Source organism: Verrucosispora sp. CNZ293 (assembly GCF_002754655.1).
Window position 1 is genome coordinate 4977654 of sequence record NZ_PEFR01000001.1, and the last position, 17551, is coordinate 4995204.

Annotated in this window: 9 protein-coding genes; 2 read left to right on the forward strand and 7 right to left on the reverse strand. The window is 69.9% G+C overall.

All coding sequences use genetic code 11. The features are described 5' to 3' along the window. Positions 1 to 8: 8 nt before the first annotated feature. The gene (locus CLT74_RS22810) at positions 9 to 7010 is read right to left on the reverse strand and encodes an amino acid adenylation domain-containing protein (RefSeq protein WP_486582534.1); all 7002 of its coding nucleotides are present in this window, start codon (positions 7008 to 7010) and stop codon (positions 9 to 11) included. 369 nt (positions 7011 to 7379) lie between these two features. Between CLT74_RS22810 and CLT74_RS22815 the strand changes: the two genes are divergently transcribed. Both CLT74_RS22815 and CLT74_RS22820 read left to right on the forward strand, forming a co-directional pair. Further along, a complete protein-coding gene (locus CLT74_RS22815; protein WP_099848689.1) occupies positions 7380 to 8948 on the forward strand; it encodes an AMP-binding protein in 1569 nt (522 codons plus the stop codon). Position 8949: 1 nt separating this feature from the next. Continuing rightward, the gene (locus tag CLT74_RS22820; RefSeq protein WP_099848691.1) at positions 8950 to 11160 is read left to right on the forward strand and encodes a chorismate-binding protein; all 2211 of its coding nucleotides are present in this window, start codon (positions 8950 to 8952) and stop codon (positions 11158 to 11160) included. A gap of 1 nt (position 11161) precedes the next feature. Here the strand turns inward: CLT74_RS22820 and CLT74_RS22825 are convergent, their stop codons facing one another. The 6 genes from CLT74_RS22825 to CLT74_RS22850 form a co-directional block, all read right to left on the reverse strand. Further along, on the reverse strand, positions 11162 to 11836 hold the full coding sequence (locus CLT74_RS22825) for a response regulator transcription factor (protein WP_099848693.1): 675 nt from the start codon (positions 11834 to 11836) through the stop codon (positions 11162 to 11164). A 381-nt stretch (positions 11837 to 12217) separates the two neighbouring features. Beyond that, positions 12218 to 12931: a hypothetical protein gene (locus CLT74_RS22830; protein WP_099848695.1), complete on the reverse strand. Its 714-nt coding sequence runs from the start codon at positions 12929 to 12931 to the stop codon at positions 12218 to 12220. A 789-nt stretch (positions 12932 to 13720) separates the two neighbouring features. Further along, a complete protein-coding gene (locus CLT74_RS22835; RefSeq protein WP_099848697.1) occupies positions 13721 to 14329 on the reverse strand; it encodes an ATP/GTP-binding protein in 609 nt (202 codons plus the stop codon). Then, positions 14310 to 14687: a DUF742 domain-containing protein gene (locus CLT74_RS22840; protein ID WP_099848699.1), complete on the reverse strand. Its 378-nt coding sequence runs from the start codon at positions 14685 to 14687 to the stop codon at positions 14310 to 14312. The genes CLT74_RS22835 and CLT74_RS22840 overlap by 20 nt, the downstream gene beginning before the upstream one ends. Before the next feature lie 8 nt (positions 14688 to 14695). Next, positions 14696 to 15106, reverse strand: a complete 411-nt coding sequence (locus tag CLT74_RS22845) for a roadblock/LC7 domain-containing protein (protein ID WP_093410703.1) — start codon at positions 15104 to 15106, stop codon at positions 14696 to 14698. A gap of 17 nt (positions 15107 to 15123) precedes the next feature. Next, on the reverse strand, positions 15124 to 17514 hold the full coding sequence (locus CLT74_RS22850) for a nitrate- and nitrite sensing domain-containing protein (RefSeq protein WP_099848701.1): 2391 nt from the start codon (positions 17512 to 17514) through the stop codon (positions 15124 to 15126). Between the last annotated feature and the right edge of the window lie 37 nt (positions 17515 to 17551).

Consider the following 17551-nt stretch of genomic DNA (forward strand, 5'->3'; position numbering starts at 1 on the left):
CGAGCGGGTCATAGCGCGCCTTCCTCAAAACCGTCGATCAGCCGTGCCGTCCCGGCAACGGTGGGAGCGGCGAAGATCTGCCGCAACGAGATGTCCACCCCGAACCGCTCCCGCAGCGCCGTGGCGAGCCGCGCGGCGAGTTGGCTGTCCCCGCCGAGGGCGATGAAGTTCTCCTCCCGGCCCACGCCGGGCAGGTCCAGCAGCCGGGCCCAGATCGCCGCGACCGCCTCCTCGACCGGGCCCCGAGGCGGCTCGCCGGGATCGACCGGGGCACCGTCCTCCTCGGCCAGCTTCTCCAGGGCGGACCGGTCGACCTTGCCGTTCGCCGTCAGCGGCAGTTCGTCCAGGAGGAGGCAGACGCCCGGCACCGCGTAGCTCGGCAGCCGTGCGGCGACGAACTCCTCCAGTCCGGCAAGGTCCTCGTCGCCGCAGCCGGCTTCGGGTACGCCGAAGGCGACCAGCCGGGGCGGCCGGCCGACCGCGACGGCGGTGGCCGCGCTCAGTGCGGGGTAGGCGGCCAGCGCCGCGGTCACCTCGCCCAGCTCGATCCGGTGCCCACGGACTTTCACCTGCTGGTCGGTCCGACCGAGGAACTCAAGCGTGCCGTCGGGCCAGTAGCGACCCAGATCCCCGGTGCGGTACCAGCGCTCCCCGGCGTAGTCGACGAACCGCTCCCGGGTGCGCTCCGGGTCGTTGCGGTACCCGGCGGCCACTCCGACGCCCCCGATCCACAGCTCTCCGGCGACCCAGTCGGGGCAGTCCCGGCCCCGGTGGTCCACCACCCGGTATCGCTGGTTCCGCAGCGGCAGGCCGTACGGGACGGCGGTCCATGACTCCGGCACCTCGGTCACCTCGACGGCGTTGGACCAGATGGCGGCCTCGGTGGCGCCGCCGAGCGCCACGAACCGGCAGCTGTCGAACGCCGCCGCCACCCGGTCCGGCAGGTCCACCCCCACCCAGTCGCCGGAGACCAGGACCAGCCGCAGCCCGGGGGCCGGTGCGTCGCCGGACAGCGCCACCAGCAGCATGTCCAGCAACGCCGGGACGCTGTTCCACAGGGTCACCTGGTGTTCGCGGCACAGTCGCAGCCACGCCTGGGGTTCCCGCCGCTCGTGTTCGGCAGGGAGCACCACGGCACCACCGGCGGCGAGCGGCCCGAATATGTCGTAGACCGACAGGTCGAAGTCGAGCGCCGAGACGGCGAGGACCCGATCCGTCTCCCGTACCCCGAACCGCTCATTGACGTCGTTGACGGTGTTACCGGCTGCGGAGTGGGTGAGCTCGACACCCTTCGGCTCGCCGGTCGAGCCGGAGGTGAAGATCACATATGCCAGGGAGCCCGGGTCCAGCGGTACCGGCTCGGCCGCCGCGGTGGCCCGGACCGCATCGGTGAGCGGCACCGCCCGTACCGTCTCCGGCCAGTCCCGGGGAGCGGTGTCGGTGAGGACCAGGCGCACACCGGCGTTGGCGAACATCCGATCCCGGCGCAGTGGCGGCTGCTCCACCCCGCAGGGCACGTACGCTGCTCCGGCGGCCAGCACTCCGAGGACCGCGACCACCTGCTCCGGTCCCTTGGGCAGCGTGATCCCGACCAGGTCACCGGGGCGGATGCCGCGCCCGAGCAGCGCACCGGCCACCCGCAGCGCCTGGCCGGCCAACTCACCGTAGGTGAGCTCACCGCCAGGGCCGAGCACCGCAACCCGTTCCGGGGTCTCGGCGGCCCGCCGGAAGAACCCGGTGTGCAACAGTCCGTCGGGTGTCGGTCCAGCTGTTGCGTTCACGTCGGCCCGGACGATCCGCTGCTCGGGGGGAAGCAGCGCCGGCACCGGCTCCTCCCAGCCCCCCTCGGCGAGCCAGTCCAGCAGCCGCATGTACGCCGAGAACATCGCGTCCAGTACGCCCACCGGGAACAGCTCCTCGACGGCGTCCCAGACCAGCAGCAGACCGCCGGCCCGCTCCACCACCTGGTGGTCCAGCCAGACCTGCGGCGTCTGCGAGATCCCCCAGACCCGTTCCGCGAAGGAGGGCTCGACCACGACATCGTCGGTGACCCCGAGCGTGCTGGTGAAGACCACCGGCATGCTGACGTCGAGGGCGCCCCGGCGCCGGGCCAGCTCCCGCATCACCCACACCGCCGAGACGTCGCTGTGCGCCAGATCCTCGCCCATCCTCCGCTGCATCCGGCGGGCGGCGTCGAGCCAGCTCTCGCCCGGTTCGGGCTGGTAACCAACGAGCAGCAACGAGGTGAAGTCACCAAGGACGGCATCGATGTCCGGGTGCACGTCCCGACGGTCGAAGAGAGTCACATTGACGGTGAGGTCTTTCCGGGCGCTCCAGGCGCCGAGCACCTCGGCGAAGGCGGTGGCCAGGAGGGTCGAGCCGGTAAGCCCGTACCGCTGCGCCAGCTCCTTCAGCCGGCGCCACTGCGGCGCCGGCAGTTGCTGCTCCCGCCGGAGGAAGCGGGGTCGCTGGACGGTGGCGGGGTCCCGGGTCAGCGGCAGGGCCGGCCCGTCGGGCAGGTCGTCGACCCGGCGCGACCAGTACGATTCGGACTCGGCCCGGCTGGTCTCGTCCGGTCCCGCGCTGAGCAGATAGTCCCGGAACGAGACGCCTACCGGGGGCAGTTCCGCGTCGGGCCGGCGGTAACAGGTGTCCACCTCGCGCATCAGGATCATCGCGCTGAGGGCGTCGATGAGGATGCTGTCGATGCTCACCGCGAGCCGGGTCCGGTCGCCGTAGCGCACCGCCCGGACGTCGAACAGCGGCCAGCGGCCGACGTCGAGGACCTGGTGCGATATCGCGTCACGCTGCCGTGCGAGCACCTCCTCGGCGTCGTCGGGCCCGACCTCGACGACCGGGATCTCGAATCGCGGCACGCTGGAGAGAACCCGCTGCTCGCCGCTGGGCAGGAAGACCGCCCGGAGCATGTCGTGCCGCTCGATGACCCGGTTCCAGGCGTCGGTGAGCCGCTCCAGGTCGATCCCTGCGCCGTCGTACTCGGTGTAGAAGTGGCAGCCGACACCACCCAACGCGAAGGTGTCCGTCCGACCGATCCAGTAGGCCCGCTGCACGTCGGTCGGGGGGAAAGGGTCGTACCGGTGCTCCGGATCGGGCCGCAACGTCGGCGTCGGCCGCTCCGGGTCGCCGTGCCGAAGGTCGGCGGCGAAGCTGGCCAACTCGGCGGTGTGGAAGAGCCGGCCGAGTTCGGCGCCGGTGAAGCCCGCAGCGTTCAACCTGGAGATCATCCGGGTGGCGAGCAGGCTGTCCCCACCGAGTGAGAAGAAGTTGTCCCACCGGCCCACGGCGGCCGTACCGAGCAGTTCCGCCCAGACCCCGGCCACCGCCTTCTCGATTCCGCCCCGCGGCGGCTCCGCCGGTACCGGTACGGCGGACTCCCCGACCCGGCCCGCGAGAGCCCGGCGGTCCACCTTTCCATTGCTGGTCAGCGGCAGTTCGGCGACGCTGGTGACGCTGGCCGGGACCGAGTGGGCGGGGAGCCGTTCGCGGAGGAAGGCGAGCAGCTCGTCCTCGCCCGTGCCGCAATCCGACGCCTCCGGCCGTGGGACGATCGTCGCGGCCAGGCGGGTCGGCTGGCCGACCGCCAGCACCACGGCGGTTGCGACCGCCGGGTGGGCCAGCAGCGCGGCCTCCACCTCGCCCAGCTCGATCCGGTGGCCACGAATCTTCACCTGGTGGTCGGTTCGGCCGAGGAACTCCAGGGTGCCGTCGGGCCAGTACCGGCCCAGGTCACCGGTGCGGTACCAGCGGGTGCCAGCGACGGTCACGAAGGAGCGCTCGGTCGCCTCCGGGTCACCCCGGTAGCCGGTGGCGACCCCCAGGCCACCGATCCACAGCTCACCGGGAACCCAGTCGGGGCGGTCCCGACCCTGCTCATCGACGACCCGGTACCGCTGGTTCCGCAGCGGACGGCCGTAGGGAACGCTCGGCCAGTGGGCCGGCACCTCGGCCACCTCGATCTGGTTCGACCAGATCGCCGCCTCGGTGGCACCGCCGAGGGCGACGAACCGGCAGCCACCGGTCACGGTGACGGCGCGTCCCGGCAGGTCGAGGCCGATCCAGTCGCCCGAGACGAGCACCAGGCGTAGCTCCGGCAACGTCCGAGCCGGCCGGTCGGGGGCGCTGGCGGCGAGCAGCAGCATGTCCAGCAGCGCGGGGACGGTGTTCCAGACGGTCACCCGGTGGGTGCGGCAGAGCTCGACCCAGCGGTACGCGTCCCGCCGCTCATCCTCCTCCACCAGCACCAGCGCCCCGCCGACCGAGAGCAGTCCGAAGATGTCGTACACCGACAGGTCGAAGTCGAGTGCCGAGACGGCGAGCACCCGGTCGTTCCGATCCACGCCGAACCGCTCGTTGACATCGTCGATGGTGTTTCGCGCCGCGCTGTGGGCGATCTCCACCCCCTTGGGCTCCCCGGTCGAGCCGGAGGTGAAGATCACATACGCCGGGTCGGTCACCGGCACCGGGACGCAACCGGCGAGGGGCTCCCGGGCCGCCGTCGTCGCGACCGGCACCGGCTCGACCTCGTCCGGCCAGCCGGCGACGTCGCCATCGGTGAGCACCACCCGTACCGCAGCTCGCCGTAGCATCCGTGCCCGGCGGGCCGGCGGCTGCTCCGGTCCGGCCGGCAGGTACGCCGCCCCGGCGGCCAGCACCCCGAACACCGCCGCGATCTGCTCCGGACTCTTCGGCAGGGTCACCCCCACCACGTCGCCTCGCCCGATGCCCCGGTCCCGCAGGGCAGCGGCGATCCGCAGCGCGCGGTCGGCCAGGTCGCCGTAGCTGACCACGTGATCCGCCGCGATCAGCGCGGTCCGGCCCGGATCGGCCGCCGCCCGGTCGAAGAAGTCGGCGTGGATCGGGCGGTCGGGCTCCCTCCCCCCGGTGGCGTTCGCCGTGTCGCGCACGGCGGACTGCGCCGCCGGGAGGAGCGCGGGGGACGGTTCGTCCCACTCGCCCCGGGCCAGCCAGTCCAGCAGCCGCAGGTAGCCGGCGAACATGTCGTCAAGTACGCCGGGTGGGAAGAGCTCCGCCACGGCGTCCCACACCAGGGACAGGCCACCGTCGCGCTCGGTCACCTGGTGGTCGAGCCAGGCCTGCGGAGTCTGGGACAGCATCCATCCGAGCCGGCCGAAGGTCTGCTGGACCTCCTCGCCCACCAGATCGCCCATACCGATCGCGCTGGTGAAGACCACCGGCGCCGGCAAGCGGTCGTCCGACCGGGTGCGGGTGAGGTCCCGGAGTACCTCGACCCCGGTGTACGCGCTGTGCCCGATCCCGGCTCGGAGCTGCTCCTGCAGCCCGCGCACCCGCTGCCGGAACGAGCTGGCCACGCGGAGGTCGACAGCTATCGGGAGCAGATTGGTGAAGTCGGCGACGATCCACGCCACATGGGGGTCGACGACCTCCCGGTCGAAGAGCGGCAGATTGAGGAGGAACCGCTGCTCGGCGCTCCAGGCCCCGAGCACCTCGGCGTAGGCGGTGGCGAGCACCATCGGCAAAGTGACTCCGTGCTGCCGGGCCAACTGCTCCAGCCGTCCCCGCGCGGCCCTATCCAGCAGGTGGTCGCGACGCTGGAACCGGGTCGTCTCGACGAGCGCCGGCTCGACGGCGAGCGGTAGCTGCGGACCGTCCGGCAGGTCGGGCAGCCGCTCCCGCCAGTACTCCCGGTCCCGCCCTCGGGCCTGCCGACGACGACTCTCCTGTTGCGCCAGGTACGTCGGGAAGCCGTACGGCAGCGGCGGCAGGTCCGCCTGCGCGCCCTTCAGGTAGAGGCGGGTCAGGTCCGCCAGGATGATCTGGATACTCAGGACATCGGCGACGAGCAGATCGAAGTTCAGATGCAGCCGGTGGCGTCCGCCGGGCAGCAGGCTGATGCGCAGGTCGAACACCTCGCCCAGCTCGACCGCCAGCCGCCGGTGCGCCAGCCGGTCCCGCTCCGCGGCCAGCTCCGCGTCGACCTCGGCCGCACCGGCGGTACGCAGGTCGTGCACCACCAGACCGAGCCAGGCCGGTTCGGGCTGGATCTGTTGGGTGCCGTCATCGAGGAACCGGGCCCGCAGCAGGTCGTGCCGGCGCAGCAGGGCACGGACCGCTTCCGCCAGCCGATCCGGGTCGACCGGTGCGGTACCGGCGGTTCCGCCGCCGTCGAACTCGACGTAGAAGTGGCAGCCGACCCCGCCCAGGACCTGGTCGTCCCGGCGGCCGATCCAGTAGGCGTGCTGCACCGGGGTCAACGGGAACGGCTCGGTCTCGTCGATCTGGTCACCGTCCGCTGGCTCGGTCGCTCCGGTTCCGGCTCCGGCCTCGGCGGCCGTGAGCAGTTGCCACCACCGGTTGAGCACCGGCTTCTCGGCCAACTCCGTGAAGGTCAGATCAGTGCCGCTCCGCCGCCACTGGTTCACCAGCTGCATCGTGCGCAGCGAGTCGAGGCCGAGCTCGACCAGGTCGACGTCCGGGTCGATGTCGGTCGGTTCCACCCCCAGCACACGAGCCACGTCGCTGCGCATCACCTCGGCGGTCAGGCCAGGACCGACCTCCGTCGCGGCGGCTGCCGGCGGCTCGCCGGTGATGCGCGAAGCGGAACGGTCGCCCCCGGATCGGGCCTCGTGTCGGTACTCCACAGTGAGCTCACCGGCCCGGAGCCGCCGCAGCACCTCGTGCCGCCACGGGTCGGCGCCGCCGCTCGTGCCGTCCGGCCAGCCTGAATCGTCCAACTCCCCATCGGGGACCAGGCAGACGGTGCCCGGCGCCAGTCCATGGCGGTCCACCACGGCGCCCATGACCTGGCGTGCCAGCTCCGGACCGCCGGCGTCAGCGGTTTCCAGGATCAGCGTCAGCTCCCCGCCGTACTCGGGCTGGAGGGCGCAAACGTTGCCGGCGGCGGCAACACACTCACGCACCGAAGCTTCGATCTCCCGTGCGTCGTAATGCACACCGTGCAGCTCGATTGCGTATTCGCTGAAATTGACCTCGCGGTATCTGTGCGACACCCGGCTCACGGTGCCACGGTATTCGTGTCCATTCAACTCGACAAGGGGCACGGAAACACCTGTCTGCTACCCCGCGAGGTGCCCGAACGGGTACCTAGGATCACCTAACTTCCGGGCGTCGCCTGCCTCGCCACCGTGCCCGACACCGCTCCTAACAGGAGCGTCGCCAGCGAATATCACATTCTTCGAGAGCCCACATCCGGTGACGGATAAAAATTATCTGAGCTGCCCGAGGTGTCGTATCAGACACTTGCCGGCCACCGCCGGGGCAACCTACGGTCGAGATCGAATTCATTTTTCCTCGGCGCCTTCGCGCCCGCCGGAATTCCCGGCACTTCCGTGCATGCCAGCAGTAGAAGGGCTTTCGCCATGAATCTCGCGGCCACCCTGGAACGGCGCTGCGCGGAACACGGCTGGGCGCAGCGCCCGGCCGTCCACGAACCGGGCCGGACCTGGTCACACGGAGCGATCCACGATCTGGCCGGCCGGGCCGCGCGGGTACTGGCGGCCGAAGGGGTCGGTCCGGGCGACCGGGTGCTCCTGGCACTGCCCGACGGCGCCGCCTGGGTGGTCTCGTTCCTGGCTGTGGCCCGGGCCGGGGCTATCGCCGTACCTGTCAACCCGACGCTGGCCGCGCCGGAACACACGGCGCTCGTCACCGACTGCGCTCCGGGTCTCGTGCTCTGCCCCGAGGCGCTGGCGGACCGGTTCGCCGTCCGTACGCTCTCCCCGGCCCAACTGCTCCACCGGGCCGGCCGGGCGAGTCGCCTCCCGGCGGTCGAGGTGGCCGGAACCGATCCCCTGTACGTGCAGTACACCTCCGGTACCACTGGTGTCCCGAAGGGAGCTGTTCATCGGCACGCCGACCCGGAGGCGTACTACCGGCATGTCGGGCTCGGCGTGCTCCGCAGCAGCGCCGACGACGTGACCCTCTCGATCTCCAAGCTGCACTTCGCCTACGGCTTCGGTAACGCCTTCGTCTTCCCACTCTTCTCCGGATCGTCGGCGGTGTTGCTGCCGGAGCGACCGACCCCTACGGCGGTCGCGGACCTCGCTACCGAGCACCAGGTCACCCTGCTCTACGGGGTACCCACGTCGTACGCCCAGCTGGTAGCGGCCGGTGACCGATCCGCCTTCAGCCGTCTCCGAGCTGCGGTCTCCGCGGGTGAGGTGCTGCGACCGGAGCTTGCGGCACGGGCCGAGGAACTGCTCGGCGTTCCGCTGCTCGACCAGGTCGGCTCCACCGAGGCCGGGCACGCCTTCTGCGCGAACACAGTGGAGGAGAGCCGGATCGGGACGGTCGGACGCCCGGTCCCGGGCTATATCCTCCGGCTGCTCGACAGCGACGGGGTGGCGGTACCCGACGAGGTCGAGGGGGAACTCTGGGTCGCCGGGAAGACGATCATGACCGAGTACCTGCACCGTCCGGAGGAGACCGCCCGCACCGTGGTGGACGGCTGGCTGCGGACCCGGGATCTGGCGGTACGGCACCACGACGGAACGTACACCCTGCACGGCCGGGTGGACGACCTGGAGATGGTCGGCGGGATCACGCTGGCACCGCAGCCGGTGGAGCACCTTATCGAGGAACACCCGACGGTCGCCGAGGCCGCGGTGGCCGCTCGACCGGACGAGACCGGCGCCACCCGGCTGCACGCCTTCGTCGTGCCGGTGCCCGGCGCCGCCGCCCCCACCGTGGCCGACCTCGCTCGCTGGCTGGATGGCCGGGTGGCGCCGTTCAAGGTTCCCCGGGGTGTCACCCGCCTCGCCGCCCTGCCCCGGACGCCGACGGGGAAACTCCGCCGCTTCGCCCTGCGGGAGCAGGGCAACCCCCGGGAGCAGGGCAACGCCCGAGAAGCCGCGCGGGAGCGGGCCGGCGCCGGACCCGACACCGACGGATGGGAAGCGAACACCGCCGGGCGGGCAGGGGTGGCGTGACGTGCACACCCTGCTGATCGACAACTATGACTCGTACACCTTCAACCTGTATCAGCTGATCGCCCAGACCTACGGCGTCGAGCCGCAGGTGCTGCGGAACGACAGCCCGCGGTTGACTGCGGAATTCGCGCGGCAGTTCGACGCGGTGATCATCTCGCCCGGTCCGGGCCGGCCACAGGTGCCCGGGGACATCGGCCGCTGTCTCGACGTCATCCGCCACAGCGGTCGACCGGTGCTCGGCGTATGCCTCGGCCACCAGGCCCTGGGCCACCTCTGCGGAGCCGCCGTCGGGCCGGCGCCTCGACCGCGGCACGGCCACCTGAGCCGGATACGGCATGACGGCGGGCTCTTCACCGGCCTGCCGCAGAATTTCGTGGCGGTCCGCTACCACTCGCTCTGCGTTACCGAACCCCTACCGGCCGACCTGGTCGCGGACGCCTGGGCCGAGGACGGGGTGGTGATGGGGCTGCGGCACCGCTTCCACCCCTGGTTCGGGGTGCAGTTTCATCCGGAGTCGGTGAGCACCGAACACGGTAGCCGGCTGCTGCTGAACTTCCGCCGGCTGGTGGGCAGAGAGACGACAAACGGTTCGCGGGCGGTCGGTGACGCCGCCGACCAAGGCCCGACATCGAGCGACACTGAAGGTCAGGCCGGCGGTTGGCTGCTGCGCCACCGACGGATGCCCGGCGCTGCCACCCTGCCGACCGCGTCGCCAGAGCAGGTCGAAACGGTCGACCCCGAGTGGATATTCCAGCGGGTCGTCGGCGATCGGCCGTACGCCTTCTGGCTGGACAGCAGCCGGGTTGTACCCGGCCTGTCCCGGTTCTCGTTTCTGGGGTACCCGGGCGGACCGGACGGGGAGGTGCTCCGGTACGTCAGCGCCAGCGGCACGGTCGAGGTGCTGGACCCGACCGGCCGCCGGATCGGCGTCGAGTCGGGGGACATCTTCACGGTGTTGCAGCGGCGTCTCGACGAGCGCCGGCTCGCGGACAGCGGGGAGTTTCCGTTCGACCTGCCGAGCGGCTACGTCGGCTACTTCGGTTACGAGGTGAAGGCCGACTGCGGCGCACCGAACCGACACGTCGCCGAGACCCCGGACGCGGTCTGGATGGCCGCGACCCGGATGGTGGCCCTGGACCACCAGACCGGTGAGACGTGGCTGCTGGCACTCTGCCGCGCCACCGACGCCCAGATCGCGGCTGCGGACGGCTGGCTGGACAGCACCGTCGCCCTGCTGCGCACCGGACCCGTCGGCCACGCGGTCGTCGACAGCAGTAGCCGGGCCAGCCGGCCTGAGGGGCCGGAGTCGGCCCGACCGACCGGTGGACGAACGGGTCCGGAAAGGACGTACGACGCGGAGCGCTGGCTGTCCCGGGGCCGCGAGAGCTACCTGGCGAACATCCGAACCTGCCTGGAACTGCTGCGAGCCGGGGAGAGCTACGAGATCTGCCTGACCAACGAACTCCGGGCCCCGTACGACGGGTGCGGTATCGAGCTCTACCTGCGGCAGCGCCGTCACAACCCCGCGCCGTACGCCGCCTATCTCCGCCTCGGGGAGACGCAGATCCTCTGCTCCTCGCCGGAACGCTTCTTGAAGATCGACCGGACCGGAGTGGTCGAGGCCAAGCCGATCAAGGGAACCGCCCCTCGGGCCGCCGACCCCGAGCAGGACCACGCCCTGCGGGTCGAACTGCGCGACTCGCCGAAGACCCGGGCGGAGAATCTGATGATCGTCGACCTGCTCCGGAACGACCTCGGGCAGGTCTGCGAGATCGGCAGTGTCCATGTGCCCTCGTTCATGGTGGTGGAGTCGTACGCGACGGTGCATCAGCTGGTCTCCACGGTGCGCGGCCGCAGCCGCCGCTCGGTTGCGCCGACCCGGATCGTCCAGGCATGTTTTCCCGGCGGCTCGATGACCGGAGCGCCGAAGCCGCGAACCATGCGGCTGCTCGGTGAGATCGAGGATCGGGCGCGGGGTGTCTACTCCGGAGCGCTGGGATTCTTTGGCCTGACCGGCGGGGTGGATCTCAACATCGTCATCCGGACCGCGGTGCTGCACCGGGGAATCCTTCAGGTCGGTGCCGGCGGCGCCATCGTGCTCGGTTCAGACCCCGATGCCGAATACGACGAGATGCGGCTGAAGCTGACGGCACCGCTACCCGGCTGGACGGCGAGGGAGAAAAGCATCCCGGAGGAGAGCGGCGTGCGGTGAGTCAATGCCTGGCGGGCAGCAGACCCAGATGATAGGCCGCGGTAACCGCCTCCGTTCGGTTGGTGCAGTTCAACTTCGCCAGAATTCGGCAGACATGCCGCTTCGCCCCGTGCTCGGTGATCCCCATCGACGCGGCTATCTGACGGTTGCTCAGCCCTCGGGCCAGCAGCTTCAGCGTCTCGCCTTCCCGGGGGGTCAGCGCTGGAGTTTCGGCGGGGCGCTGGTCCTCGCGTAACGCCGAGAGCGCGACCCGGCCGAGAGCGAGCGGCATCGGCATCTCACCTCGCCACAGCTCGGCCAGGGCGTCATTCAGCGAGCGCCGATCGAGTTCCCCGGCCAGGATGAAGCCGTCGGCCGCCAGCGGTACCGTCCGATCGCGGAGTGCGTCACCGGCCCGGCTCAGCACTGCCAGGGTCGGAACGCCGATGCCTCGGGCGGCGGTCACCAACCGGTCGACCGGGGCATCATCCTCGACAATCAGGATCAGCAGGTCGGGTCGGTACCGCCGGAGCAGCACCATCGCCTCACCCACCGTCGACGCCGCCCGGACACCGGTGACCGCGTGCAGTTCGCCGAGGAGCGCCTCCAGCCCCTTACGCAGCACCTCCGGGCCGAGAGTGACGAGAACCCGTAGCCCGATCGGCGATGCGCTGGATCGCCGGGTGGCCTGCGCCATGCTGTTGCCTCCTCCGCTGCGGTCCCCCTACCGCGGCCGTACGTCCGGACCTTTCATATCAGGATCGATAACCATCGGCGCAACGCGGCCGTAATGTCCAAACTCATACCAATACCCGGTTGTCGCACCGACCAGTCGCTTGGGCCGACCGGCGCGCGTGGATCCTTACCCCGCATCAGCGGCGTTGAATCATTCCGGACTGGTGCCCGTGAATATCAGTAAAGCGACCCGGCAAGGTGCCGAAAACCTCATCCGTGCTAGTCCGGCAGCTCCGCGTATTCAAGCAGATGTCCGTTTATCTCCGGATCAAATGGTTGGGTCCGAGTTGGTCGGACGCGCAAGAGGCTCAGCGATGGCCCGCTGTGCTCCGACGCCGAAGCGTCAGACCAGCAGGCTCTCCCGCATCCGTGCGCCCGGGTTGATTCCGCCGACCACGTGCGGGCCGGTTGGATCGTGGACGGCGAGGGTGTTGTTGCGGCGCATCACCTCGCGGACCGGAGGCGGCAGCCGGGGCGGGTCGTCGATGGCCGCGAGAACCTGCCCGGCGGTCGAGATCAGTCGATCGGCCAGGGCCGCGGCGTCGGTGTCCACCCGTACCTGGCCGTACTCCCAGCCATTGATGGTGAGGTCGAGCACCTCGAACACGTGGGCCAAAAGCAGGTCCGGGTCGGTCACCTTACCGAGGCGGGGCGCGCGGCTGCCGACCACTGCGACTGCGGCGGTCACCTGCACGTACGGGTGCAGGCCGCTCGGCAGCGCGAACAGGGGCCACCGCAGTGCCGGTCCGGCTTCCTTCCACAGCGGCCGGTAGTTCCGGCGGTGCACCAGGAGTCGCCGGCCCGTGTGTCGGTACACGTCGTGGGCTTGGGCGTGCAGGTCCGCGTGAGCCTCGTCGGCGGCCTCGCTCATTATTCGGGCCGCCACCGCCAGGCCGTCGTCGTCGTTCAGCAGCCGGGTGATCGCCTCGACCTGTTCCGGAAACCGGACCGGCGAGTTGACGCCGTACCGGTGCCGGACATCCCGCAGCAGTGCCTGCTGCCGTCCCGGATCGAGCTGGACCCGCTTGCTACCCAGCAACTGCCGGAGCCAACGCATCTCGCCTCGTTTCAGCCGCCGCAGACCGCAGCAATGCTAGTGCGTCGGACACCCCCGGTACTGCGCGGGGTGCTGAGCAAGATGGCGAAGCGCAGGCACGGGGCGCGACTGGCCGGTACGGGTGGACCCGTACCGGCGCCCCTGTCCCAGGGCCGCATCGCTGCCCACTGGCGGAGCGCGGAGCGCGGACGCGTTCGCGGTCAGACGAGGTCTTCTCGAAGGGTGCCCACAGCGACGGACGGGCGACCCGCGCCAGGGTAGGCGTCACATCGCCGGACGGCGGCAAAGGGAGCCGCTCATGCGGTTTCGCAGCCGACCGCCGATGCCACGGAGACAGATTCGGATCAAGCAAATCGATCTCCGACATCAGCGGAGCCCAGCAGCGCGGGCCACGCGCTGCTGACGGTCGCGGCATCGCCCTGCATTCCCCGAAGGGGCAGCACCGCGGCTGACCTGGTGTGCTTGTCGGTGGCGCTCGTTGTCACGGTCCCCGTCCCAGGTGGTGCGCCCCGGGGCGGGGACCGTTTGTGACGGGCCACGCGCCGGCGTGCGATTGCAGCCACATTGATCCGGCGCCTGCGAGACCCCGTCGACCCCCGTCTCGGCGAATTCTCGCTCGAGCCTCGGCGTCGCCCGTCGGTCAAAGTCTGCCTCGCGTGGCGTGGGAGATGTTGATATTCCGTGCCACCTGTGGAGGCGTCCCGTGCCAATCCTGCCGGTACTCGTCACTATCGGACATCCGGGCCTTCGCGGTAACGTGCCGCCCGGCTGTCGGCAGGGGTATGCCGCTCAATGCCCGACCGGCTCAGGTCTGCGGGCCAGCCCTTGCCTCTTCACGTGCTCGATCAGCGCTACGAGGACGTCCTTGGACGACTGCCGCTGCCGCGCGTCGCACAACATCACGGGCACATCGGGGTCGAGGTCCAGGGCCAGCCGCACTTCGTCGAGGCTGTATCGGCGGGCATTCTCGAAGCAGTTGACGGCCACGATGAACGGCAGCCGCGCGCGCTCGAAGTAGTCGACGGATGGAAAGCAGTCGGCAAGCCGCCGGGTGTCCGCCAGGACCACGGCACCCAGGGCGCCGATAGTGAGTTCGTCCCAGACGAACCAGAAGCGGTCCTGGCCCGGGGTACCGAACAGATAGAGAACCAGTTCCTCGCTGATGGTGATCCGGCCGAAGTCCATCGCCACGGTCGTTGTCGACTTGGCCTCGACGCCGGAGATGTCGTCGACACCCACGCCCTGCTCGGAGAGGACCTCTTCGGTCCGGAGGGGCTTGGTCTCGCTGACGGATCCCACGAGGGTGGTCTTGCCTACGCCGAAGCCACCCGCGATGAGTATTTTGATGGCGGTGGGAAGGGTCGCATGGCCCGTCCGCTCAGAGTTGACGTAGTCCATTGATGAGCGCCTCAAATACGCTGTCGTCGGGAAGGGTGGCGGCTTGGCGAGGGTCGTTGACCTGGACGAATCCCTGAGCGATCAGTCCGTCCAGGAGCACTCGGACGGTGCCGAGAGGCAGGCTGAGATGCGCGGCCACTTCTGCCAGTGCAAGCGGACGTTGGCAGAGGTGAATGATCTTGGCCTGCTCCGGTGCTATCCCCACCTCGGACGGCGGGGCCGATCGGGTCGACAGGATCAGAGCGACCACATTGAAGCTGTTGGCTGGTTTGGCCCGCCCGCCGGTAACAGCGTATGGCCGGACCACCGGCCCGGCGGCGTCGTCTAACCAGACCGGTTCTTCGTCGGGCATCGTCATGGCGGCCCCTAGTTGTTGGTGTGCTGGCTCGGCCGGGTCGGTGAGGCGAGGAACTTACCGGCTCGCGCAACGACCATCGCCATTTCGTAAGCGACAAGTCCGACGTCGGTGTCTTCTGCCGCGAGGACGGCCAGGCATGCGTTGCTTCCGGCTGCGGTGACGAAAAGGAACGACGACTTCATCTCGATGATGGTCTGTTGAACAGGCCCACCACCGAACCGCTTGCTGGCGCCCTTCGCGAGGCTCTGGATGCCCGACGCCATAGCGGCCAGATGTTCCGCGTCGTCTCGGCTGAGTTGGGCGGAGGAAGCCATGAGCAGCCCGTCAGCGGAGAGCACGATGGCATGCTCAGCCTGCTTCACACGCCCGACCAGGTCGTCGAGCAGCCAGGCCAGATCGCCCGTGGAATTCTGCTGCACTTGCCCGTTCCTCTTTCTTACCGGTCGTTTTCGGCCGCGGACGTGTTGTCGGCGGCGTTGGGCTGCCCTTCATCGTCGACATCGACGAGACGTGCGGCGTCATCGCGCCCGCGGCGGGTGCCGGATTGGTAGGAGGCCATCATCCTGCGAATGTCGTCGGGGGATCGCCCCGCCTCGTCGTCGTCCGGTGCCTGTGTCTGGCCGGGGGACGAGTCCCGCAGTTGTCGCGCGATGTTGGCCTGGCGGACTCTCATGGGCAGCCCGTGCTCAGTGTGCTCGGTGTGTTCGGCGGCAGGTCCGGGCCGCTGCCGGGCACTGGGCGCGCTCTTGGCCGGTCCGTCGGTGACGGTGGCGGCGGCGTCAGCGGCGGCGCGCAGCGGACGCACCGCCGGCAGTTCCATGGTCTCGCCATGCACCGGGGCGGGCTCGGCCACGGCGACGGAGGACTGCCGCGCGGTGGTGACGCGCTGGGTGTCGCCGGCGGCAACCGTCTCCCTGGACCCGCCCGCAGTGGGTGCGGGCGTGGCGCCGATCGGGTCGGCGGTCGTGACCAGGTCCTTGGGAATGAGTACGACGGCCGTCGTTCCACCGTACGGTGACGGCTTCAACCGCACGGCGATGTGATGCTTGGCGGCCAGGCGGCTGACCACGAACAGTCCCAGTTTCTTGGCATCGGCGAGGTTGAACTCGGCGGCGGTGGCCAGGTCCGCGTTGGCGGCGGCGATATCGTCCTCGGCCAGGCCGAGACCTCTGTCCTCGATCTCGATGGCGAAGCCGTTGGCCACGAGTTGCCCGCGTACCTCGACAGGGGTGCTCTTCGGCGAGAAGGTCAGGGCGTTCTCGATCAGTTCGGCGAGCAGGTGGATGATGTCACCGGCGGCCCGGCCGGCGAGTGCGACGGACCCGAATGGCATCACCTTGACCCGTGTGTAGTCCTCCACCTCCTGCACCGCGGCGCGGGCAACGTCCACCATCGGCACGTTGCGGCGCCAGCCTCGGCCGGGTGTCGCGCCGGAGAGAACAATGAGGTTCTCGGCGTTGCGCCGCATACGGGTGGCGAGGTGGTCGACGCGGAAGAGGTCTTCGAGCTCGTCGGCGTCCTCCTGCCGGCGCTCCATCTCATCGAGGAGGGTCACCTGGCGGTGGACGAGGGCCTGGGTGCGCCGGGCCAGGTTCAGGAACACGTCGCGTACGTTGCGGCGTAGCTCCGCCTGCTCGACGGCGGTACGGACCGCCGTCTCCTGGACGGCGTTGAACGCCTGGCCGACCTGCCCGATTTCGTCGGAGCCGAAGTCGAGAGGTGGCGCCTCGGCGGCGACGTCCACCTTCTCGCCGCGCTGGAGGCGCTCGACCACTGCGGGAAGCCGTTCGTCGGCGAGTTGGTGGGCCGCGTCACGGAGCCGCTGTAGTTGCGCCACGAGTGCGCGGGCGGTGGTGATGGAGACGATGATCGACGCGATGACCGCGAGCAGGCCCAGGCCGGCGGCCAGGACCAGCCGGACGATCACCCCGACCGCGACAGGTACGGCACGCTGCACCAGATTGTCGCCGCTGCCGAGAACCATCTCCTGGAGATGGGCCAGCGCGGCGTCGGTGACTTCGTTCCACTCTTCGAGGGTGACGGCCGGACGGGTCGATCCGCTGGCATTGATCACGCGATCCTCGAGCTGACGCAGGCTCCGGAACGCCTCACCGTTGACGACCTGGTTGAAGGCGGCCTGGTCGGAATCGTTGAGCTGGGTGCGGTCCGCGACGAAGCGTTGCGAAATGACGAGCTCGGTGAACCGGAACTGTTCCCCGGCGGTGATCCGCGTGGTGGCGAGCGCCCCGGTGAGCAGGGCGTCCTCCTGCGAAATGATCTCGCGGAGACGGTACAGCTCGATCAGGTTCCGGGTGTCCTGCTGAATCTCGGTGTCGTCGAGCGTGCCGACGACATCGTAGATCGCGAACAGCGACTCGACGAGCGTGCTGTAGGTCTTGATGGTGCTTGACCGGTCGATCGAACGGGCGTCAATTGATGTCCGGGCGGCGGCCAGTTGATCAAGTTCGGCAATTGCGTCGTCGACTCGTTGTTCGGCCTCGCTACCTGCCGCCAGACGGGCCAGCCAGCTGCGTGCCGTCGATTTGAAGGCCGTGGCGTTCTCGTCGACAGCCTGACGGGCGGCGTCGAGTGCGTTCTTCCGGTCGGCACTGGGGCCGCCGAGGTATTCGACAGCCAGGCGTCGCTCGACTTGGAGGTCCAGCAGCAGCGGCTCGCTGGGTGAGACGATCTGGCTGTCGATCGCCTGGACGCCAAGGAGGTTCACGCCGTCTCGGAGGGTGACCCAGGCGGCGAATGCCCAGAGAGCGACGAGCGAGGCGAGGAGCGCGATGACCTTGGTGCGCAGATTGGCGCTGCGAGACCGCATTGAACCGTCCGATGCCGAGCAGAGGAACTTGTCGGCA